Source organism: Thermoplasmata archaeon, assembly GCA_035622275.1.
GTDB lineage: Archaea > Thermoplasmatota > Thermoplasmata > Lutacidiplasmatales > UBA184 > Lutacidiplasma.
Map to the genome: position 1 here is coordinate 1 of DASPVQ010000025.1, position 22,041 is coordinate 22,041.

A 22,041-nucleotide genomic window follows, 5' to 3' on the forward strand; every position below is an offset into this window, starting at 1 on the left:
CCCGGGCCCGGCATGGCGCGAGGGACGGGATCCGGCGGCACGCCTGCGCGTACGAGCCCGCGCCAGCTGGTCCTCGTCGGCGGCATCGCGGACTGCCTGGGCGGGGCCGCCCAGGCCGCCCTCGGTGTCGCGCCCGGCGGACGGTACCTCGGGCTCGCGGGCGAGCCGCTCATCGCCTCGGGCGTCGTCGGCATCGCCGGGGGGCTGGTGCTGATCGGCCTGGCCCAACGCGGATCGAGGCCGCGCCCGCCCACCTGGCTGGGTCCGGTCGAGATCGGCCTTTCCTGCGCCGCGCTCCTAACGTGCTTCGCGGGCGGATGGGTCCTCGGATTCCTGCTCGGTTCGTTCGGGGGTTGGTTCACCTGGAGGCCGCGGTAGGGCGCGCTCGCCTCTCCGGGTTCGAGGCACCGCCCGTCCGGCGGGCGGACCCCCGCTGAGTACCCCAACGGCACCGCCCGAGCACCGGACGGTGCGCGCGACGCGCGCGCTTCGCGGGTTCAGCTCGCCGTCGCCGTGAACAGGCAGCCACGGCTCGCGTGCTTGGTCGGGTCCGGCTTCGAGACCTCCCAGTGGTGTCCGAGCCGGGTCTCCAGGATCGTGCGGAGGAGCTGCGGGCACATCACGCGCCCGATCTCCGGTGAGTCCGAGGTGCACGCGAAGCACCCTGTCACCCGCAGCGTGAGCGGACGCTCCTTGAGGACGCTGAGGTGGCCCATGGTGTGGGTCTCGTAGTACGTGCTCAGCGACCGCGCGACCTCCTCGGGCGTGCGACCCTCCACCTTCTCGGCGATCTCGCGACCGAGCTGGCGGCTGATCGCCTCGATCAGCTCGGGCAGGTGGAGCTGGAACTCCTTCACCCCGCTCGCCCGCATCCCGAGCGCGGCGATCTCCTTCAGGCGCTGGAACGGCACCGACTCGTGGCCCTGCACGACCGGCAGCACCGCCGCCGGCGGGTTCTCGAGCTCCACGAACCGGGCCTCGGACCGCTCGGCCGGCGTCCACAGGCGTCGGTGGTAGTCGCGGGCGAGCTGGACGAAGGCCGGCGCGCTCGACCAGAGCGCGACCTGCTCGTCGCCCGTGCTGCCGAAGCCCTCCTCGCTCGAGACGTAGACGAGCGCACCGCCCCCATCGATCACGACGGAGCGGGTGGTGACGGGCGAGCGCGCGTGGCGGAGCTCGGCGAACGACGCGAGGTGCTTGGCGTCCGCCAGGTTCGGGCCGACGACCTCGGTCACGACCTGGACCTTGACGCCGCGCTGGCCGGCCTCGCGCAGCGCGCGGTCGATGCCCGTGTCGATGACGCGCGAGAGGGCGCGACCGCTCGCGCTCAGGAGGACGCGGCGCGACGAGGCACCGAGCCGCTTGACGAGGAAGCGATGGATCGTCTCGCGGCCCTCGAGCACGGCGAACTTGCGGGGGTCCCGCTCGTCGAGCTCGGTGCGCACGTCCTCCCAGTCGGACAGGATCTTGGTGCGATCCGACTGGAGCCGATGGACGCGGTCCGACGCGCGGCGGATCCACCGGTCGATCAGCTCGTCCGGCGGCAGGGCGGCGAAGCGCCGCGGCCGGCCCCCCGTCGCCCGCAACAGCCCCTCGCCCGAGAGCTGCCGGATGATCCGGTAGGCCTCCACGCGGCTGACCGCGCTCGATCGGGCGAGCTCGCTTGCGGTCTGCGGCCCGGCCCGGCAGGCCGCTAGGTAGAACCGACCGGCCTTCTCGGGAATGCCGTGCTGGCCCAGCAGATCGAGCAGGTCGGACCCGGGCCGCCCCACGGAACCATCGAGCGCGAGCTCGGTTAAAACGGCACGGGAGGCGCCGGCCGCGCTACAGCGCGGCCTGGAAGTCCTCGACCGTGAGCGGGTAGGCGACCTCGGCCCCACCGGCCCGGACTCGCAGGACCTCGCGCGCGAGCAGCCAGTAGACGGTCGCCAGCGCGACCCGTCCCTTGTTGTTCGCGGGGATGACGAGATCGACGTCGCGGGTCTCGTTGTTCACGTCGCACAGCCCGATCACGGGGATCCCGATCGAGACCGCCTCGCTCAGCGCCTGCTGGTCGGTCGCGGGATCGGTGACCATCAGGACCTTGGGCTCGAAGTACTCGGCGAGGTTCGGGTTGGTCAGGCAACCCGGGACGAACCGCTCGGCGAACGAGACCGCCCCGACCGTCTTCGCGAAGACCCGGACCGGCTTCTGTCCGTACTGGCGCTGCGAGACCACGAGCACGCGGTCCGCCGGGAACCGGGTCAGGAACTGCGCGGCGAAGCGGATCCGACGATCGGTCTCCCGCACGTCGAGGACGTGCAGCCCGTCGAAACGGACCTTGAAGACGAAGCGGCGCATGCTCGCCGACTTCTGCTGGGTCCCGATGTGGACTCCCGCGGTGAGATAGGTCTCCTCCGGGACGAGCAGCTCGCCGGGCCGGATGTCCTGGCCGTCGGTCGAGGCGACCCGCTCCTCGGCCATCATCGCGTCGTCGGCCACCGTGCTACCCTCGGACGGCGCGGGCGAGCCGAAGGAGTTCATTTAGCTTTGCCACCCGCTCGCCGCCGACCACGCCGCATTTGAGCCCCCGGGCCCCGGTGCCGAGCGCGACGTGCGCGAGCCAGCCCTCCGGAACCTCGCCGGAGCGATGGCTGGTCACGGTCGCGAGACCCTCCTTCCGCGCCAGGTCGACGGTCGCGAGGGTGTCCGTGAGCGTGCCGACCTGGTTCACCTTGATCAGCACCGCGTTCGTCGACCGGTGCTCGATGCCGGTGCGTAGGCGCTCGACCGAGGTCGTGTAGAGGTCGTCGCCGACCACGAGCGACCGGTCCCCGACCGCCCGCGTGACGTCGGCGAACGCCTCGAACTGTGTCTCGTCCAGCGGGTCTTCGAGGTAGCGGACGCCGAAGCGGTCGACCAGCTCGCCCACGAACGCGACCTGCGAGGGGGTGTCGAGCGTTCGGTCGCGGTAGCGGTAGCGCCCCTCCCGGAAGAACTCGCTCGCCGCGAGGTCGAGTCCGGGGTGCACGCTCAGCCCCAGCTCGTCGCGCACCCGCGCGCACGTGGTCGCCAGCAGCTCGAGGGCGCTCACGTTGTCGAGCGCGGCGACCCAGCCGCCCTCGTCTCCCCGCCCGAGCGCCGCGGTCGGGAAGCGCCGGTGAAGGGCCTCGCCGAGGAGGGCGTGCACGCGCAGCGCCGCCCGGACGGAGTCGCCAGGATCGGGGTTTTCCGCGAAGGCGATGAACTCCTGGAACTCCGGCCCACCGATCGCGTGGACGCCGCCGTTCATGCAATTGCCGACGATCGCGGGGAAGCGGCCGCCGTCCACGCCAGGGCGCGCGATCACGCGCCAGAGGGGCTGCCCGGTCTCCTCCCCGAGGGCCATCGCGGCGGCGACCGAGATCGCGGTCGCCGTGTTGCCGCCGACACGGGAGAAGTCCGGCGTGCCGTCGACCTCGTGGAGCCGGCGGTCCACCCCGGCGCGGTCGGAAGGATCGAGCCCGACGAGCGCCGGCGCCAGCACGGTGGCGGCGGTGGTGACGGCCTCCGCGACGCCGCCGGCCGGGAAGGCTTGGACCTCGGTCGCGCCGGTGCTAGCCCCGCTCGGGGCCCCCGCTCGCGCCCGCGCGCCCGAGGAAAGCGTGACGGTCGCCTCGACCGTCGCACGGCCGCGGCTGTCGTAGAGCGGGGCGACCTCGACCGAGACGATCCGGCTCACGGAGCCTCCACGAACTCGACCAGGACCCCACCGAACGCGGCGGGATGGGCGAAGCCGACCCGGCGGCCGCGCGCCCCCGCGCGCGCGTGCTCGTCGACCACCGGTTCGCCGCGTCGACGCACCTCGGCGAGGGCCGCGTCGACGCTGGGGACCTGGAACGCGAGGTGGTGGACCCCCGGCCCGCGGCGCTCGAGGAACCGGGCGACCGGGCTGTCTCGCTCGCTCGGCTCGATCAGCTCGAGGTGGGTCCCGGCGAGGTCGACGAACACGACGCGCACACGGTTCGACGGCACGAGCTCGGGCGGGGCCTCGGGGGCGCCGACGAGAGGGCGCCATCGCTCGATCGCCTCCGGAAGGCTCGGGACCGCGATCCCGATGTGATCGAGCTGCACGTGCCTCCTAGAACGCGTGGGAGGCCGGTTGCTCGCCGAAGCGAGCGCGCCAGACGTCCGCGATCTCCCCGAGCGTGGCTCCCGCGCGGACCGCGCGGAGCACGTGCGGCATCACGTTGTCGCCCGCGCCGCTCGCGCGGTCGAGCGCCGCGAGGGTGGCCGCGCTCTGCGAGCGCTCGCGCGCCCGGCGCCAGCGTCGCAGGCCGGCGATCTGGCGGCGCTCCTCCGCGGGCGTGATGCGCTGGCCGGCCGCGCCCCGTCGGCCCTCCTCGGGGAAGAGCGTGAACCGCGGGTTCCCCTCCCGATGGGCGTTCACGCCCACGACGGTCTCCTCCCGAGCCTCGCGCGCCCGTGCCGTCCGGTACGCCTCGCGCGCGATCTCGCCAGCGAAGAACCCGCGCTCGATCGCGACGAGCGCGCCCCCCATCGTCTCGATCCGCTCGAGGTAGTCGCGGGCGTCGCGCTCGACGGCATCCGTGAGGTACTCGATCTCGTAGGCGCCACCGAGCGGGTCGACGGTCGACGCGACGCCGGACTCCTCGGCCAGGATCTGCTGGGTCCGCAGCGCGAGCCGCGCGGACGACTCGGTCGGCAGGCCGAGCGCCTCGTCCAGGGCGTTCGTGTGCAGCGACTGGGTGCCCCCGAGCACCGCGCTCAGCGCTTCGAGCGTCGTGCGGACCACGTTGAGCTCGGGCTGCTGCGCGGTCAGGCTCGAGCCCGCGGTCTGGGTGTGGAAGCGCAGCTGTTTGGCGCGGGCGGACCGGGCGCCGAACGTGCGCTCGACGATCGAGCCCCACAGACGGCGGGCCGCTCGGAACTTCGCGATCTCCTCCAGGAAGTTACGGTCGGCCGAGAAGAAGAACGACAGGCGCGGCAGGAACTCGTCGAGGTCGAGCCCCCGGGCCCGGACCGCGCCGACGTAGGCGATGGCGTTGGCGAGCGTGAACGCGACCTCCTGGGCCGCGGTCGCGCCGGCCTCGCGCATGTGGTAGCCCGAGACCGAGATGTAGTTCCACTGCGGCATCTCCCGGGTCGCGAACTCGACCAGGTCGACCGCGAGCCGCATCGACGGGCCCGGCGGATAGATGTAGGTGCCCCGCGCGACGTACTCCTTCAGGATATCGTTCTGAACCGTCCCGCCGAGCCGCGCCCGCGGGACGCCGCCCTCCTCCGCGACCGCGACGAGCAGGGCGGTCAGGATCGGCGCGGTGGCATTGATCGTCATCGACACCGTCGCGCGGTCGAGCGGGATGCCGTGGAAGAGCGCGCGCATGTCTCCGAGCGAAGCGACCGGCACCCCGCAGCGGCCGACCTCGCCAGCCGCGCGAGCGTGGTCCGAGTCGTAGCCGTTCTGGGTGGGGAGATCGAAGGCGACCGAGAGGCCCGTCTGGCCGCCCTCGAGCAGGAAGTGGAAGCGACGGTTGGTGGCGGCCGCGGTGCCGAACCCGGAGTACTGGCGGAAGGTCCAGAGGCGGCCGCGATACATCGTCGGCTGGATGCCCCGGGTGTACGGAGGCTCCCCCGGGAACCCGACCCGTTCCAGGAAGGCGGCGTCCGGGTCGTCGGGCGGGCCGACGAGCAGCGGCAGGGGGCCCCCGTCGACCCGCGCGCCGATCGCGGCCCGGGCATCGCGCTCCCACCGGGGCCGCCCCCCCGGCTCGAGCGGACGCTTGCGGGCGCGCGCCATCGGCTTGCGACCCGCGGGCGCTATTAAGGCGCTTCTGGGCCCCCGACCAGCGGACGCAGGGCGTTGAGGTCGACTTCGGCCCACGCGATCGGGACCGGCACGCCGAGCGCCGCGATCACGTCCGGGTGGATCTCCCCGATCTCCGCGACCGCCTCCCCCGCGACGCGTACGCGGGCCGCCCGGCCGGGGATCGTTCCGGGGAGCTCGGCCGGTTCCCGCACGGAACCCACGTCGACCAGCCGCAGCAGCTGGTCGACGAGCGCCCCGGCTTCGGCGAAGCTGGCCGACTCGCTCGCGATCACCATCGCCGCATGCGTCCGGGTCTCCGCACCGGGCTCCGCGGCCGGCGCCCGGAGCACGACCGGTCCGACCTCGCCGATGCGCTGGGGGTACCCGTAACGGGTGTTCCGCGCAAGGACCTGGAGGTGGGAGAGCAGCAGGCGGTCCCGGACGAACGCGAACTCGGCCGAGACCGGGTACGCGAGACGGATCGGTGCGGCGCCGGGAACCCGTGCGACCCCGTCTTCCGAGACCAGGAGCGACGTGTACGGGGCGACGAACCCGAGACCGAGCAGGTAGCTCGCGAACGCCCGACGGAAGCGTGACTCGGGTCGCCGCTGCCCGCGCGTCCGGCTGGGAGGAACGATCCCCTCGTCGGCCCGGAGCGCCTGGGCGAGGATCACATCCTCGGCCACATCGACCGCGGCGAGCAGGTCCGGCCGCCAGGGCGGCGTGTCGACGCGCCAGCCCCCGCGTCGGGCCGACGGGCCCAACCGCGCGCGGGCCAGCCGTTCCTCGACCTCCGCCGCGGTCCAGTCCATCCCCGCGAGCGCCCGCAGCGTCCGGGAGGAGAGATCTACCGGGCGAGGCGCGAGTAGGGACGCTCCGTCGCTCCGGGCCGGACCCCGCGCGTGCACGGGGATCGGGCTCAGGGTCCATCCCCGGCTGGCGAAGACGACGGATAGGAGGCCCAGCGCCTCGCGCACCGGACGGGGCCGTCCACCGGTCGACTCGACCAGCAGGCGACGATCGCCCACCCGGGCCTCCCCGCCTGCGCGGGAGTTGAGCACCGGTGGGAGGCTCAGCACCACGCCCCCCGCGTCCCGGAGCGTAAGGCACCGCTCGCCGTCGCGCCCGAGCGGGCCGTGGCGCTGCGCCATGGGATGGTCCCGGAAGAACGCGGTCGCCTCGACCTCCTCCGACGCGCCGAGCGGGACGAACCGGACGCGTCTCAGCGGCTCCGCGGCGTAGCGGAACGGCGGCTGCAGACGATCGTACGGATAGATGCCGAGGCTCGCGGTCCGTCGCTCCCGGCCGACGCTCGCGTGGAGCAGCTCCTGGAACCGGATCGCTTCGGCGAGCGTCCCCGCATCGAGACCCGCGTCGTCCGGAGCGGTTGCCAGGAAGCCGGCGATGATCGGGCGGATCCGGCCCACCGAGCGGTCGACCTCGAACGCCGGCGCGGGCTCGGGCGCCGCGACGATCCGTAGCGGCGGGAGGCCACCCGCGAGCCCCATCACTCCCTCGAGGTACAGCACGAGGCCCCCCTCGCTCAGGAGGTCGAGGCGATCGGGGGTGACGGAGAGGGTCAGCGAGTCGGCGTCCTGTGCCTCGATCTCGGCCTTCGAAGTGAAGAGGAGGTCCTCGAGCGCCGCGTCGGGAAGCGGACGGCCGAGCCGGGCGACGACGCGTTCGCGCTGGAGGATCGACTGCGGCACAACTAGGACCCCCCGCGCAGTCGCCCGAGGTCGTCGGCGTAGAGCTCGCGCAGATCGCTCACCCCGAGGCCGACGAGCGCGAGGCGCGTGATACCGATGCCCCACGCGGCGACCGGGACCTCGACGCCGAGCGGGCCGAGGACCTCCGGCCGGAACATCCCGCCCGGGAAGACCTCCAGCCAGCCGAGCCGGGGGTGGCGAACGTAGCCTTCGACCGACGGCTCCGTGAACGGGAAGTAGCTCGGCCGGATCTTCAGCTCCCGGATCCCGATCGCCTCGGCCAGGGCGCGGAACACCCCGATGAGGTCGCGCAGCGACGTGCCGGCCTCGCCCAGGATCCCCTCGCACTGGGCGAACTCGATCCCATGCCGCGCGTCCACCTCCTCGCGACGGAAGTTGCGATCGAGCGAGTACATCCGGAAGGGGGGTGTCGGGTGGCGGGCGAGGTACCGGGCCGAGACGGCCGTCGTCTGGGATCGAAGGACGGGCCGTGACGCCACCTCGGGGTCGTAAAGGCCTCCCCAGCCGGGGCCCATCGCGGACCGCTCCCCGGGCATCGGCCGGCCTTCGTGGACCGCGGCGACCCGAGCGAGCAGCGCCTCCGCCGGCGGGTGTCCGCGCACGTCGAGCACCGACAACGCGTCGTGGATCGAGCGCGCCGGGTGATCCTGCGGCATGAAGAGGACGTCGTTGTTCCAGAACTCGGTCTCGAGCAGCGGCCCCTCGGCTTCCTCGAACCCGAGGCCGACGAGGATCTCCTCGAACTCCTCGAGCCAGGCCGCGTACGGGTTCGGGCGTACCCCCGTGAGGAACGGCACGGGCGCGCGCACGTCGTACGGGCGGAAGCTGCGGCCCCGCCATGCGCCGTCACGTAGCAGTTCCGCGGTCACGGGACCGATCGCCGACTCGCCCTCGGTCGGCAGCGCGAGCCGACGACCTTCGTCGGACGGAGCCCATCGTTTGATCGACCGACGCTCGCGGCGGACCAGACCGCGGCGCTCGAGCGCCGCGACGATCGCCTCGTCCGTGCCGGTCTCGCCGTTCGCCACCTGCGCGAGCACGGTCTCCTCGGGTAGCATCGCGCGCTCGCTGGCCCCGCCGACGCGCCGGAACGGCAGGCCCGGCTCGAGCTGGCCGCGCCGGCGCAGGATGCCGATCGCGGCCGACTGCTCTTCCTCCGGGAGCCCCTCGGCGGCGAGGTCGGCGGGCGTGGCGCTCCCGCCCCGCCGCTCGAGCGCGTCGAGCAGGCGGCGCTCGGGGAGCCCGCGGGCCCGGGCGTCCTGTCCCCGCGCTGTCAGCCGCTGGAGGACCTCGTGCTCCTCGTCGAGGGTGACCAGGTGCTTGGCGCGCAGTCGCTGGAGGCTGCCGCGGGCGGAGTCCAGGCCCACCCCCAGCCGGGCGGCCAGGTCCTCTTCGTCGACCGGAGTCTCCGCCGCCGATCGGAGGGCCTCCAGCACGGCGCGCTCGGGCCCGGACAGCGACAGCGAGGAAGTCCGGTCCGACGCATCCGTGGGCGAGGCATCGGGCACGACGCCGAGCAGGAGGGAACGTGATTAAGTCTTTTGGCGAGACACCCGCCGCCCGGCGCTAGATCGGCGGCACCGGTGGCAGCGACCCGGTGGGCGAGGGATTCGGTCCGGCGACCGCGGGAGGATCCCCCGGTGCGGACGGCGGGGGCGCTGGTGCGCCGGCCGGCGAGGCGGGCACGAGCTCGGGCGGGCGACGGCCCAGCAGCCCTCCGACCACGGTCGCCACTGCCATGAGGACGACGAAGAACACCAGGTTCAGCGGGAACGAGGCGAACGGGGCGAGAGCGGGCGAGAGCCCGAACAGGTTGACTTCGACCGTGGCGGAGGCGCTCCCGTAGTAGCCGCCGCTCGCGACCGTGCCCGACGCGACGGCGGCCGAGCCGAGGTAGCAGCTCGAGACGGCGACGCTCGTGGCCGCTTCGCCGGAGGCGTTGGTGTACGGGGTCACCGTGCCGAAGGTGCCCGAGCACGGGCCGATCTGGGCACCCGAAGTGAGGCTGATCCGGACCGGCACGCCGACGATCGGCCGGCCACTGGTCGCGTTCGAGACCGTCACCGAGATCGACACCGATCCGCCGGGACCGACGAGACCCGGCGTCGCGGAGAGCGTGATGTTCACGAACGAGGCCACGAGGTGCTCGTACAGCAGCACCGCGTCCGGCGAACCCCAACCGGTCGCGGTGTCCCAACCCGGGCCGGCCGGGCCGAGGCAGTTGCTGCCGGTGGTCACGTCGTGGAACGCGAGCTGGCTGCCCGACTCGGTCGCGGCGAGCTCGTAGAGGTCCGGCGTGACGAACCCGAAGCTCGGGTTCGCGCCGCGCAATGCGTCCATCTCGGCGACCATCCCCGCCCACAGGGGGGTGGCGAAGCTGGTTCCGCCGCCGACCTCCTGGACGCCATCGAAGTAGAACATGTTGTAGCCCGCGGTCGCCGCCACGTCCGGGGTTCCCCGGTGCCCGTTGGCCTCGATCGGGGCCGCCGCGCTACCGACCTCCTGCCAGGACGGGGCGGCGTAGACGCTCGAGAAGCCGCCTCCGCTCTGCGACCATGCCGTCTCCGAGAATCCGTTCACGCTGCCGAGCACGCTCCGCTGGAGCGTGACGGCCGTCCCTCCGACCGCGATCACCTGCGGCGACGCGGCGGGGTACTGGGCCTGCGGCCCTCCGGCGCAGCCGGCGCCGGCGTCGCCACCCGTGTCGCCCGTCGCGGCGAAGACCGTGATCCCCTCGTCGCGAGCCTCCTGAAAGTCCTGCTCGTAAGCCGTCTGGAAGCTCGGGTCGGCCCCGTCGGCCGACCCGAAGGACATCGAGATCACCGCGACGTTCGGCACGTCCGAGGGGTCGACGGCGGTGTTCAGCGCATCGATCATCGAGGCGTCGCTCGGCGAATAGTTGTCGCCCGCGGGCCCGTCGGGGGCGTACACTGCGTCCAGGTCCGCGCCGGGGGCCATCGAGCCGGACCACTCGAGGTCGAGCGTCAACTCGCGCGAGCCGTTGCTGGGATCGTTGGCCGCCCCGCTGGACGGCGGCGGCGCCCCGTCGACCGGGTACGGCGTGACCACCGGAGCGGGGAAGCTGGCGGGGTAGAACGACGAGAAGAACGTCGCGATGTCGGACGGCACGTAGCCCTTCCCCCACAGGAGAAGTACGACGCCCTTGCCGGTCGCGTAGGTGGGCGCGCTCGTGAGGTTGTAGAGACCCGAGATGTCGTAGATGTCTCGGGCGATCGACGGGGTCACCAGGTCCGCGGGATTCTGCTCGGGCGCCGCGTCCGCGACCGGCGATGCGGCCCCGAGCGCGGGCAGGGTGAACGGGGTCCAGCCGCCGGCCAACCCGCTGACCGCATCGATCTCGCTCTCGAGCCAGCTCGGGAGGCTCGGGGCCGACGCGGGGAACGACACGGTCCGACCCTCGTAGTCACCCGTTCGCAGCGAGGTGCCGAACGCGGCTCCGACTCTCGCCGCCGGCCCCGCGAGGCTCAGCGAGAGCCGGTCCGGCCACGCGTGCACGACCGCGAGGCCGCGCGCCTCGAAGTAGGCCTCGACCGCGGCGTACATGCTCGGGGAGAGGCCGTAGCGATCCGCGATCTGGCCGAGCGTGAGCGCGGGGTCGCCCGCCGCGGGCGCCAGGTAGAACGCTGTCGAGCTCGGGCGGAAGGATAGGACGACCTCCACGGTCCCGGCGAGGGAGGATGCTCGGGGGACCGCGTCCGCGAGCGAGCTCGAGTAGCCCGCGATCGCGCCGAACGGCGACGGCGGCAGGTGGGTGGCGGTCGTCGGGGACAGCGAGGAGGCGGTCGGACCGTCCGCGAGCGCGAGGCCAGGGGCTACCGCGACGGCCAGCACCGCCAGCAGGCTCGCCAGGACGGCCCGCCGCGCCGAGCGGGGGCGAGGGGGGTCCATGCAGACATGCATGGGCCCCTCGCCTTCCAAAAACCTTCGTACCGCGGCCGGCCCCGCTAGACCCGGATGGGTGCGGTGTACCCCGCGGGACGGTGGAACGGCTCCGGGCCGCCGAACGGATCCGGCCTCGGGCCGGTCGGCTCGCCCCGTCGTGCCGCCAGGTAGGCGTCGATCGCTTCCGCGGCGCTGGTGGCGCTGCCCATCGCATAGACCACCGAGCGGCCGCCGGCGGCGAAGATCCCGGGGACCCCAGTGGCGAACCCAGCGCCCTTCCCCTCGGGCCAACCCTGGCTCGTCAGCTTGAGGTCGAGTCCCGGCCCGAATCCCTCGAGGTCGGCCCGCTGGCCGACGGCCACGATGACTGTGTCGCAGGCGAGCGTCTCCTCGGAGCCCGCGACGGGCACCGGCGCGCGGCGTCCCCCGGCGTCCGGCTCCCCGAGCTCCATCGACTGGACCACGAGCCCTTCCACGTGGCCGTCGCCCACGATCCGCACGGGGGCCTTCAGGAAGCGGAAGACGATCCCCTCGCTCTCGGCGCCGTGGATCTCCTCCGGGTCGGCCGGCATCTCCCCCCGGGTCCGCCGGTAGACCAGCGTCACGCGACCTCCGTGCGACTCCCGGAGCGCGCTGCGGACCGAGTCCATCGCGACGTCCCCGCCCCCGACGACCACGATCTCCTTGCCGACCGTCACCGGCTCGCCGCGATTGATGCGCGTGAGGAACTCGAGCGCCGGCAAGACCCCGTCCAGATCTTCGCCGGGGACGCCGAGGGTCCGGTGCTTCGGCGTTCCGATCGCGACGAAGACGGCCTGATAGCCGTCGCGGAGCAGGGAGTCGAGCGGGAGGTCGCGGCCGACCTTGCGATCCTGGACGAACGTCACGTCGAGGTCTCGGAAGCGGGCCCGATCGGTCTCGACGTCCGCGTCGGTCATCCGGTACGCGGGGATCGTCTGCATCAGGCCTCCGGCCCGGTCCTCCTGTTCGAAGACCGTCACCGAGTAGCCTCGGACCCCGAGCTCCCAGGCGGCCATGAGCCCGGCCGGGCCCGCGCCGACGACGGCGATCCGCTGGTCCTTCGGCTTCGACGCGACGTAGGCGAGATCGCTCGCGCCGTAATCCAGGGCGGCCCGCTTGAGCTGCCGGATCGCGATGGGGACGCCCTTCTTCTTGACGACGCACGCGTCCTCGCAGTAGTGGTAGCAGACCTTGCACAGGCAGGTGGAGAGCGGGTTCTCCCGCAGGGTCACGCGGGCCGCCCCGTCCCAGTCCTCGATCGCGATCAGACGGATGTACTCTCGCGCGTCCTGGTCGATCGGGCACGCCTCGACGCACCAGGGCCGGCGACACTGGATGCAGCGCTTCGCCTCGAGGATCGCCTCCTCCTTCGAGTAGGCGTGCAGCACCTCCCGAAAGTCGGTCACCCGATCGGCGACCGGTTCCTCGGCGATCGGCACCCGCACCGGGTTCAGTTTGGGGGGCGTGACCTTCGGTGGGGCCGGGGAGTCCGGCGGCATGGCCGTGCAACTAGCTCGCGCGGTTCATAATACGCTTGTGCGCGCCACGGGCGGGCCTCGGCCCCCTCCATCGGCGCCTTGCGCCCCGTGGGGTCGAAAGCTATAGGTTCCCCACAGGTCCCTAGGGCGTCGCCGGGCGCCCCGGCGGAGGATGCATGGTCCTCGATTCTCTCGGAAAGTCCCTGCGCGGCGTTCTGCAGAAGATCGCCCGGGGCTCGACGGTCGACGAGGCGCTGTTGGCCGAGGTGGTCCGCGACATCCAGCGCGCGCTGCTGCAGGCGGACGTGAACGTTCAGCTCGCGCTCTCGCTGACCCAGCGGGTGCGCCAGCGCGCCACCCAGGAGAAGCCGCCCGCGGGGGCGAGCCTGCGGGACTTCCTGATCCGCATCATCTACGAGGAGATCCGCGGAATCCTCGGAAAGGAACGAGCGTTCGAGCTGCGGCCCAAGCGGATCCTCCTCGCCGGCCTCTTCGGGCAGGGCAAGACCACCACCGCCGGAAAGCTCGCCCGCTACTTCCAGAAGCGCGGCGTCCGAGTGGGGCTCGTGGCCGCGGACGTGCATCGGCCGGCCGCGATCGATCAGCTCGAGCAGCTCGCCCGAAAGGTCGGGGCGGAGTTCTACGCCAACCGGTCCGAACCGCGGGCGGAGGTGATCGTCCGGGACGCCCTCGCGAGGTTCCCACCCCATCTCGCCGTGATCGTCGACACCGCCGGACGCAGCGGCATCGACGCCGATCTAATCGCCGAGCTCCAGCGGGTCCGATCGGCCTTCGAGCCCGAGGAGACCCTCCTCGTCCTCGACGCCGCGATGGGCCAGGCCGCGGGGCGCAGCGCCGAGGCCTTCCACAAGTCGGTCGGCCTGACGGGCGTCATCCTCACCAAGCTCGACGGCTCGGCGAAGGGCGGTGGGGCGCTGAGCGCCGTCGCGGTCAGCGGCGCGCCGATCCTGTTCATCGGCACGGGCGAGCACCTCGACGAGCTCGAGCGGTTCGAGCCGACCCGGTTCGTCTCGCGCCTGCTCGGCATGGGGGACATCCAGACACTGCTCGAGCGCTTCGAGGAGCTGTCGGACAAGGAGGCGGCCGAGAAGGCCGCGAAGAACCTCATGAGTGGGCGCTTCTCGCTCCGCGACATGCGGGCGCAGCTGGCCTCGCTCGGGGAGATGGGACCGGTCTCCAAGCTGCTCTCGATGCTGCCGACCCTGGGGGCGGCCAAGGTCGACGAGCAGCAGCTCGACGCGACCCAGGTCCGCATGAAGCGGTTCCGGACGATCCTCGACTCAATGACGGGCGAGGAGCTCGACGACCCGCAGCTGCTCAAGGCGGATCGGATCCACCGCATCGCGCGGGGCAGCGGCACGAAGACCCAGGAGGTCCGGGGCCTGCTCAAGCATTACGAGATGACCCGCAAGGCGGCCCACGGCTTCGCCTCGAACCGGCGCCTGCGCCGCCAATTGGAAAAGCAGTTCGCGGCCGGCGAGCCCGCGCTCGAGTGATCGGGGGGCTCCGGTGGACGGGCTCGCGATCCTCGAGGCGATCGCCGGTGGTCTGCTCCTGTTCTTCGTGCCCGGGTTCGCGCTGTCGCGCGCGGTGTTCCCGGAGTGGCGCCTACGCGGTCCCGGGGCCGCGCTCCGCCAGCTGGAGACCGTGACCCTCGCCTTCGTGCTCAGCGTCACGCTGACGGTCCTCGTGGGCGTCGCGCTGCTCGACGGGACCCCGGCCGGCTTCGCCGGCGCGTGGAGCGACCCGGTCCTCGAGGGCATCCTCGCCGGAATCGCTGCGGTCGCCTTCGGTGTCGGGTGGGCGCGCGGCGCGTACCGGGCCGGGCGCGCAGAACCGGCGGGGGCGGGGCCCTTGGACGCCGGGGAGTTCGGTGCGTGGGAGTTGGACCGGGAGCTCGAGGACCTGGCGCGGCAGGAACGTCGCATCGTCCACGCCCTGCGCGTCCGGTCCGTCGGCCCTCCGGAAGCCGCGGCGCTGCGCGACGAGCTCGAGCGAGTGCGGAGCCGGCAGGCGGAGCTCGGTCAGGCTCGGGAGGCGGAGTATGCCACTCCGTGAGCGCCCGGGGGCCGACTACAAGATGGCCCTCGTGATCCGCGCCGAGCTTCGTCTGACGGCGGGCAAGGCGGCGGTCCAGGCCGCTCACGCCGCGGTCCTTCTCACCCGCCGTGCGGAGGCCCGCGACGCGACGACCCTGGAGGCCTGGCTGGCGACCGGCGGGAAGAAGATCGCGCTCACCGTGGCCACGCTCGCCGACCTCGAGGGACTCGAGCGGCGAGCGAAGGCCCACGGAATCCCGACGGTGTGGGTCGAGGACGCCGGCCTCACCGAGGTCCCGCCGGGTACCCGAACCTGTCTCGGACTCGGCCCCGCCCGCGCCGTCGACCTCGACCCGGTGACCGGCGAGCTCGACCTCCTCTAGACCCCCGCGCGCCCGTCCGGCCCCCGGCACCGGGCCGCCGGAGGCCGCGGTCGTCAACTGACGTTCTCGGAACGGCCCGGTCCAAAAAATGACTATATACGACCATCGGACTTCGGTGTTGGGCCACCGCCGGGGGGCCGGGGACCGATGCAACTCTGGGTCTATGTGGTGCGACGGCTCCTGCTGCTCATCCCCATCCTGATCGGGGTCCTGACCATTCTCTTCGGGATCATCAGTGCCCTCCCGCTGACCGACCGCATCGCGGCGGAGCTCGGCACCGGTCACGGCGGCCGTCCCATCACCCCCCAGATCCCTTGTACCAACACCACCGCGTCGGCGCCAATCCCTTCCGTTTCGTCGAACACCTCGTTGACCACCCCCGCGTCCACTAGCGCGCTGTGCACCAATCCGGATTGGCAACCCGCTCTCGACAAGTTAGGATTCAATCTGCCCATCCCCGTGCAATGGGCCATCTACGTGTACAATGGTCTCACGTTCAACTGGGGACACACCGCCCCCGGCAGCTTCATGTCCAACCTCATCGGAGAGGAGGGCAAGTCGCTCCCCGTGACCACCGTCCTGAGCTGGTACCTTCCGTTCACGATCCAGCTCGCGCTCCTCTCGCTGCTGTTCATCCTGGTGCTCTCGATCCCGCTCGGCAACTACTCGGCGGTGTTCCGCAACCGGCCGCTCGACCAGGGCACCCGGATCATGTCATTCTCCGGCTATGCCCTTGCCTCGTTCCTGCTCGCCAGCCTGGTCCTGATCGCCGCCGTCGAACTGCTCGGCGGCGCCACGGCCACCGTCTGCGGCTCCTCGGTGTTCAACCTCGTCTACGGGTCCTGGCCGTTCCAGTTATCGACGTGCTATCCGGTCACGAGCTATCCGTGGGTCGGAACCCACGTCTTCGCGCCGACGTCCCCCACGGGCTTCCCGATCGTCGACTCGTTGATCCACGGGCAGTGGTCCCTCGCACTGTCCGTGTTCTCCCGGCTGATCCTGCCGGCGCTGTCGATCGCGTACCTCTCGGTCGCGGGCATCCTGCGCTACGTGCGCAACAGCATGCTCGAGGTGATGAACCAGGACTACATCCGCACGGCGCGCGCGAAGGGCGTCCCGGAATCCTCGGTCATCCGTAAGCACGCCGGCCGCAACTCCCTGACCGTCACCGTCGCGGTCCTGGGCCTCACCTTCGCCGCGTTCATCGGCGGCTTCCCGGTGATCGAGGAGGTATTCGGGCTCGACGGGATCGGCAAGGTGCTCATCTGGTCCATCCTGCCCAACTACGACTACGGGATGATCTTCGGCACCACGATCCTGTTCACCATCATCGTGGTCGTCGCGAACGTGATGGTCGACGTGATCCAGGCGTACCTCGATCCCAGGATCCGTCTCGGCTAGCGGAGGCAGCATCGATGGCGAGCTCGAACGGTGAAGGGTCCGCGCTCCCGGCGCGGGGCCGTCGCCCCAACCCGCGGCTCGACCAGATGAAGCGGACCTGGTACCTGCTCCGCAAGAACACCCTCGCGATGATCGGGGTGGGACTCCTCGTTTTCTTCGCGGTCCTCTTCGTGGCGTCGTTCTTCTACCACGCGTCCGCGACCACGATGACCCAGTACTGCGGGACCTACTACTCGGGCTACCAGTTCTACCCGACCTCCGTCTGCCAGAACCCGATCTGCACCTATCCGCCCGGCTCGCTCCCGCCCGTGGCCAACTGCTACCTGACCGATCCGAACAACCCGTCGTTCGTGGCGCCCACGTTCTCGCTGAGTCCGTTCCACCTGGGTCCCTTACCGTTCGGTTCGCTGTCGACGGACCCCGGGGCGCCGGTCTTCTACAACATGTTCGACGGGATCGTGAAAGGAAGCGAATGGAGCATCACGATCTCGGTCGCGATCGTCGCGGTGGGGGCGAGCGTCGGGCTCCTGCTCGGCGCCACCGCGGGCGTGAGCGGCGGGCTCGTCGACGAGGCGATCATGCGGACGACCGACATCTTCCTGTCGGTACCGCAGCTACTGCTCGTGCTCGTGCTCATCATCGTCTTAGAGCCCGTATCGATCTTCAGTAGCTTATCCGGTCGGGTCGCGGTCCTGATCATCGGGTTCTCGATCACCTGGTGGCCGTTCTACACCCGCATCGTGCGTTCCCAGGTGGTCGTCGTCCGAGAGCAGAAGTACGTCGAGGCCGCCCGGGCGAGCGGCGCGGGGACCGGTCGGATCCTGCGGAAACACATCATCCCGAACTCGCTCTTCCCCGTGTTCGTACAGATCGCGCTCGACGTCGGATCGATCCCCCTCATCATCGGTGCCATCATCTTTCTCGGAGTGCAGGTGTGGCCGACCCCTGTCTTCCCCGAGTGGGGGTCGCTCGCCGGCGCCTCCGTCTCCTCGCAGATCGTCGGGGACCTGTTCCTCGGCGGCGTGACCTACTATCCCTGGTGGCAGCTGTTCTTCCCGGGCATCACGCTGTTCCTCTTCGCGATCTCGGTGAACTTCTTCTCGGACGGCCTGCGGGACGCGCTCGATCCCCGCCTGAGGCGGTGATCGGTCCTCGTGTCGGCCTCGGCCTCGTTCCCGTCCCAGTCCCCCCTGCCGGAACCTGAGGCGGAGGCGCCCGCCGCGCTCGACGTGGCGGGCGCGGCCACCAGCTCCCCCGACGTCGTCCTCGACGTCCGCGGCCTCAAGACCTACTTCTACACGTACGACGGGGTCGTCCGCGCCCTCGACGGCGTGAACCTGAAGATCCGCCGCGGAGAGACCCTCGGGCTCGTGGGTGAGACCGGCTGCGGCAAGAGCGTCACGGCGTTCTCGATCACCCGTCTCATCCCGGACCCGCCCGGTCGGATCATGGAGGGCCGGGTCCTGCTCCGCGGCTCCGATCTCCTGTGGGGCCTCGACAAGGAGGCGAGGTTCAAGGAGGTCGGCAAGACCGGCCGCTACAAGATCCGCCGCAGCTACCGGCGCATCCAGGAAGCCCAGCGGCGGATGATGGCGGTCCGCGGCTCGCTCATCTCGACGATCTTCCAGGAGCCGATGCTCGCGCTCAACCCGGTCTTCCGGGTCTGGGACCAGATCGGGGAGTCCCTGACGCTCCATCGCCTCCCGCCCACGATCGACGCGATGCTCGCCGCGTCGACCGCCGCGCCCGAGCTCCCGGAGGCGGTCGATCGGCTCGTCGACGCGGCCCTGCACAAGGACCTTCCCCGCATCCGCGCGGTCTCCAAGGAGATCGGGCAGCTGACCGGCCTTCCCAGCCTGGCCACCGAGATGTTCTACGCCGTCCGGAACCCGAACCTCGTGGGGACCGAGGCGATCGGCCGAGAGGTGCAGCGGTGCCTGCGGCGTGTGCCGTTGTCGGGCCTGCAGCGCAGCTACCTGCAGCGCCGCCGACGGATCGCCGAGCTCGACCAGACGCTCCGGCGGATCTACATGACCGAGATGAAGGAGGGCAAGCCCGACCGCCGCGGGCGAGGCTTCGCGAGGGCCCGCCGGCGGGCGGTCGAGCTCGGCTCGCTCGGCTACCGGCTGCCCGGGATCCGCCGCCACGTCAAGCGCCCCCTCGATTCCGAGCTGTTCTGGCAGGCGGTGGGGCTCCTCGAGAGCGTCTCGATCGCGAGCCCGGCCCAGGTCGCGTCGAGCTACCCGCACGAGCTCTCGGGCGGGATGCTGCAGCGGGTCATGATCGCCATGGCGCTGGCCTCCGACCCGGAGATCCTGATCGCGGACGAACCGACGACCGCGCTCGACGTCACGATCCAGGCCCAGATCCTGGAGCTGATGCGGGCGCTCAAGTCCCGGGTCGGCACGGCGATCCTGTTGATCACGCACGACCTCGGCGTCATCGCGGAGGTCGCCGACCGCGTCTCCGTGATGTACGCCGGCCGGATGATCGAGACCGCCCCGGTCCGCGAGCTGTTCGCCAACCCGCTGCACCCCTACACCCAGGGCCTGCTCGCCTCGATCCCGCGCGTCGACGACCCGAACAAGAAGCTCGAGTCGATCCCCGGCTCCGTCCCGAACCTGATCTCCCCGCCGCCGGGGTGCCGGTTCCACCCCCGCTGCCCCCACGCGATGCCGATCTGCAAGGAGCAGGTCCCGCCGACGACCGTCGAGGCGCCGAGCCACACGGTCGCCTGCTTCCTCTACCACGGGGTCGAGGACCGCAACTAAGGAGGGGCGATGGCGACCAACGGCGGCGACGAACCCCCGATCCTCCTCGCGGTGCGCAACCTGCGCAAGTACTTCCCGGTCCGCGGGGGACTCCTCTCCACGCACATCGGCGACGTCCATGCCGTCGACGGCATCTCGTTCGACGTCCGCGCGGGGCGCACGGTCGGCCTCGTCGGCGAGTCCGGCTGCGGCAAGACGACCACCGGTCGCGTCGTGCTGCGGCTGATCGAGCCGAGCTCGGGCCACGTCTTCTACCGACCGAGCGCCGAGCAGTTCGACCGGCTCAACCAGCTCTACGCGGACCTCGACGTCGCCGCGCGCTCCGGCGGCAACGGCGCGAGCGCCCCTGCCGGCGTGCTCCGCGAGCTCGACCAGATCGCGACGAAGTCCTCGATCTTCCGCAAGCGGCGCTCGCAGATGCGGACCCTGCGCGGCAAGATGCAGATCGTCTTCCAGGACCCGTTCAGCTCGCTCAGCCCGCGCCTGACGATCCGCGAGATCGTGCGGGAGCCGCTCGAGATCCACAAGGCCGGCACCCGCGCCGAGCGCAACCAGCGCGTCCAGGACCTGATGACGAGCGTCGGGCTCAACCCGGAGCACCTGTGGCGGTTCCCCCACGAGTTCTCCGGCGGCCAGCGGCAGCGGATCGGGATCGCCCGCGCGCTCGCCTTGCGGCCGGACTTCGTGGTGCTGGACGAGCCGACGAGCGCGCTCGACGTGTCGGTCCAGGCCCAGATCCTCAACATACTCAAGCGGCTCCAGCAGGAGGAGAACCTCGCCTACCTGTTCATCTCGCACCACCTCTCCGTCGTGCGCGCGATGGCCCACGACGTGGTCGTGATGTACCTCGGCCAGGTCGTCGAACGGGCGCCGACCGAGGAGCTGTTCACCCGGCCGCTCCACCCGTACACCCAGGCGCTCCTCGCCTCGATCCCGATCCCCGACCCCACGGTCAAGCGCGAGCGGATCGTCCTCTCGGGCGAGGTGCCGAGCCCGGTCGCGCCGCCCTCGGGTTGCCGCTTCCACACGCGGTGCCCGGCGGTGATGCCGGTCTGCCGCCGGGTCGAGCCCCGGCTCCAACCGAGCCCGCAGCACCCCGGGCACTTCGTCTCCTGCCACCTCTACCATACGCCCGACGAGCCCGCCGACGCGCCGCTCGGCTCGGGCGCCCTCGCGGTGCCCCCGGCCGCGAGCTGACCGGCCCATGGCGGGCGGCGGGGAGACGAGCGAGTTCGGAGACGCGGCGCAGGAGCGGGCGCGCCGCAAACGCCTCGTCGACGAGCCCGGCCCGAGCTGGCGCGAGTACTTCTACCGGTCCTTCGCGCGCGTGTGGGCCCTCTGCTTCTTCTTCATCGCCGACGTCTGGGTCGTCGTCCAGTGGCTGTACCCCTGGATGGCGATCAACCTCGCCTGGATCCTGATCGCGCTCGCGATCGCGATCTACGCCGAGTACCTCGCCTACCAGTGCCTCTGGTTCGAGCCGGACGAGGCCTCTCGGAGCACCCGGCAGCCGTTCCGAAGGACCTGGAACCGGCCGGTCGAGTACGGCCGCTGGTCCGAGGCCCGGGAGGAGGCACGGCGGCACCCCGCCTCCCCCGCCGCGGTCGACCCCTCGGAGTTCCTGTAGGACGCGTCGCGCCTCCCGTGACCTCGCCGGTCGGATCGTCCGCGCCGCACCTTCGCTCCGATAAGAGAAGGAGAGGGGGAAGGGGTTGACCCGACCCGCCCCGAACGGGGGGGTCGGATCTTCTACCGGTCCGTTCCGTACCGACTTCGGGCCCCTACGGCAGCTTTCCGTTGCCGGTCACGGAGTAGAACACATTGTCGAGGCCACCCGCGCTCATCGTGAGCTGCGTGTTCACGCTCGAGATGTTGATCCATGGCGCCGTGAGCCAGGCACCCACCGACTCGAACTGGTAGGTGTAGAGGCCGAGCGCCCGCCCGATCTGGGAGATCTCCGCGTAGAGCAACGCGAGGGTCGCGGGGTCCGACGTGTGCAACGCGAGCTCGTAGGCGTTGTACATCGCGTAGTACGCCGTTCCCTGGCAGGCCTGCGGGATCCCCGCGTTGTTCTGCGAGTAGTTCGACCACTGGGCCCACTGGTCGACCGTGTAGGTCGGGCAGCCGAGCGTGCCGCTCGCCGTGTAGAGGAGCGACTGCGGTCCCACCGCGTCCGCGTAGGTGTAGGTGGAGTTGGGCTTCCACAGCGGCGTGTAGTAGTCGGACGGCGCGGGGTAGTCGGGCGACCAGCCGAGCGTGTAGACGGGTAGCGGGCTCTCGCCCGGGGCGCTGTACAGCGACCCGAGCACGAGCGTCAGGAACGTCACGTCCACGAGCACCGGGTTGATCGCGCCGCCGGTGACCTTCAGGATCGAGGCGACCCACAGCCCGTTCTGGATGTCGCCCTGCGGGAAGCCGGTCTCGCCGAACAGCGGGATCGTGCACGGGTGGCTGGTCGTGCAGTCGCTGGCGATCTCCGCGTCGTAGTACGGGCTCCCGGGGGTCG

General features: G+C 71.6%; 19 protein-coding genes. 9 read left to right on the forward strand and 10 right to left on the reverse strand.

From position 1 onward, the window contains the following. Nucleotides 1-378, forward strand: a 378-nt coding sequence (locus tag VEL82_07495) for a hypothetical protein (protein HXW67698.1), incomplete at its 5' end; no start/stop codon positions are given. A 119-nt stretch (nt 379-497) separates the two neighbouring features. On the opposite strand, the gene VEL82_07500 is transcribed toward VEL82_07495, so the two are convergent. The 9 genes from VEL82_07500 to VEL82_07540 are packed head-to-tail and all read right to left on the reverse strand — an operon-like array spanning nt 498 to nt 12,941. After that, nucleotides 498-1,772, reverse strand: coding sequence for a helix-turn-helix domain-containing protein (locus VEL82_07500; GenBank protein HXW67699.1), 1,275 nt, complete (start codon nt 1,770-1,772; stop codon nt 498-500). A 52-nt stretch (nt 1,773-1,824) separates the two neighbouring features. Further along, nucleotides 1,825-2,466: a 30S ribosomal protein S2 gene (rpsB, locus tag VEL82_07505; GenBank protein HXW67700.1), complete on the reverse strand. Its 642-nt coding sequence runs from the start codon at nt 2,464-2,466 to the stop codon at nt 1,825-1,827. Between the two features lie 19 nt (nt 2,467-2,485). Beyond that, entirely contained in the window at nt 2,486-3,700 is a 1,215-nt protein-coding gene (locus VEL82_07510; GenBank protein ID HXW67701.1) for an enolase C-terminal domain-like protein, read from the reverse strand. Continuing rightward, nucleotides 3,697-4,092 carry a methylmalonyl-CoA epimerase gene (gene mce / locus VEL82_07515; GenBank protein ID HXW67702.1) on the reverse strand — a complete coding sequence of 132 codons (396 nt, stop codon included), beginning with the start codon at nt 4,090-4,092 and terminating at the stop codon, nt 3,697-3,699. Before mce ends, VEL82_07510 begins: the two co-directional genes overlap by 4 nt. 7 nt (nt 4,093-4,099) lie before the next feature. Beyond that, nucleotides 4,100-5,779 (reverse strand): methylmalonyl-CoA mutase family protein, encoded by a 1,680-nt coding sequence (locus VEL82_07520; GenBank protein HXW67703.1) that lies wholly within the window; start codon nt 5,777-5,779, stop codon nt 4,100-4,102. 23 nt (nt 5,780-5,802) lie between these two features. Beyond that, a complete protein-coding gene (locus VEL82_07525) occupies nt 5,803-7,497 on the reverse strand; it encodes a hypothetical protein (protein ID HXW67704.1) in 1,695 nt (564 codons plus the stop codon). A gap of 2 nt (nt 7,498-7,499) precedes the next feature. Next, nucleotides 7,500-9,026 carry a phenylalanine--tRNA ligase subunit alpha gene (locus VEL82_07530; protein ID HXW67705.1) on the reverse strand — a complete coding sequence of 509 codons (1,527 nt, stop codon included), beginning with the start codon at nt 9,024-9,026 and terminating at the stop codon, nt 7,500-7,502. Nucleotides 9,027-9,084: 58 nt separating this feature from the next. After that, entirely contained in the window at nt 9,085-11,427 is a 2,343-nt protein-coding gene (locus tag VEL82_07535; protein ID HXW67706.1) for a S8 family serine peptidase, read from the reverse strand. 56 nt (nt 11,428-11,483) lie between these two features. After that, nucleotides 11,484-12,941: an FAD-dependent oxidoreductase gene (locus VEL82_07540; protein ID HXW67707.1), complete on the reverse strand. Its 1,458-nt coding sequence runs from the start codon at nt 12,939-12,941 to the stop codon at nt 11,484-11,486. 155 nt (nt 12,942-13,096) lie between these two features. On the opposite strand from VEL82_07540, the gene VEL82_07545 reads away from it, so the two are divergent. From VEL82_07545 to VEL82_07580, 8 genes are all read left to right on the forward strand, one after another. Next, entirely contained in the window at nt 13,097-14,437 is a 1,341-nt protein-coding gene (locus VEL82_07545) for a signal recognition particle protein Srp54 (GenBank protein HXW67708.1), read from the forward strand. Nucleotides 14,438-14,450: 13 nt separating this feature from the next. After that, nucleotides 14,451-14,999, forward strand: a complete 549-nt coding sequence (locus VEL82_07550; protein HXW67709.1) for a DUF1616 domain-containing protein — start codon at nt 14,451-14,453, stop codon at nt 14,997-14,999. Then, entirely contained in the window at nt 14,986-15,363 is a 378-nt protein-coding gene (gene pth2, locus VEL82_07555; protein HXW67710.1) for an aminoacyl-tRNA hydrolase, read from the forward strand. Before VEL82_07550 ends, pth2 begins: the two co-directional genes overlap by 14 nt. A gap of 147 nt (nt 15,364-15,510) precedes the next feature. Continuing rightward, on the forward strand, nt 15,511-16,764 hold the full coding sequence (locus VEL82_07560; GenBank protein ID HXW67711.1) for an ABC transporter permease: 1,254 nt from the start codon (nt 15,511-15,513) through the stop codon (nt 16,762-16,764). 14 nt (nt 16,765-16,778) lie between these two features. Continuing rightward, nucleotides 16,779-17,909, forward strand: coding sequence for an ABC transporter permease (locus VEL82_07565; GenBank protein HXW67712.1), 1,131 nt, complete (start codon nt 16,779-16,781; stop codon nt 17,907-17,909). A gap of 186 nt (nt 17,910-18,095) precedes the next feature. After that, a complete protein-coding gene (locus VEL82_07570; GenBank protein HXW67713.1) occupies nt 18,096-19,535 on the forward strand; it encodes an ABC transporter ATP-binding protein in 1,440 nt (479 codons plus the stop codon). Nucleotides 19,536-19,544: 9 nt separating this feature from the next. Continuing rightward, nucleotides 19,545-20,732 (forward strand): oligopeptide/dipeptide ABC transporter ATP-binding protein, encoded by a 1,188-nt coding sequence (locus VEL82_07575; GenBank protein ID HXW67714.1) that lies wholly within the window; start codon nt 19,545-19,547, stop codon nt 20,730-20,732. A 7-nt stretch (nt 20,733-20,739) separates the two neighbouring features. Then, nucleotides 20,740-21,162, forward strand: coding sequence for a hypothetical protein (locus VEL82_07580; GenBank protein HXW67715.1), 423 nt, complete (start codon nt 20,740-20,742; stop codon nt 21,160-21,162). A gap of 154 nt (nt 21,163-21,316) precedes the next feature. Here VEL82_07580 and VEL82_07585 read toward each other — a convergent pair. Next, the coding region (locus tag VEL82_07585; GenBank protein ID HXW67716.1) for a hypothetical protein at nt 21,317-22,041 on the reverse strand (725 nt) is incomplete at its 5' end.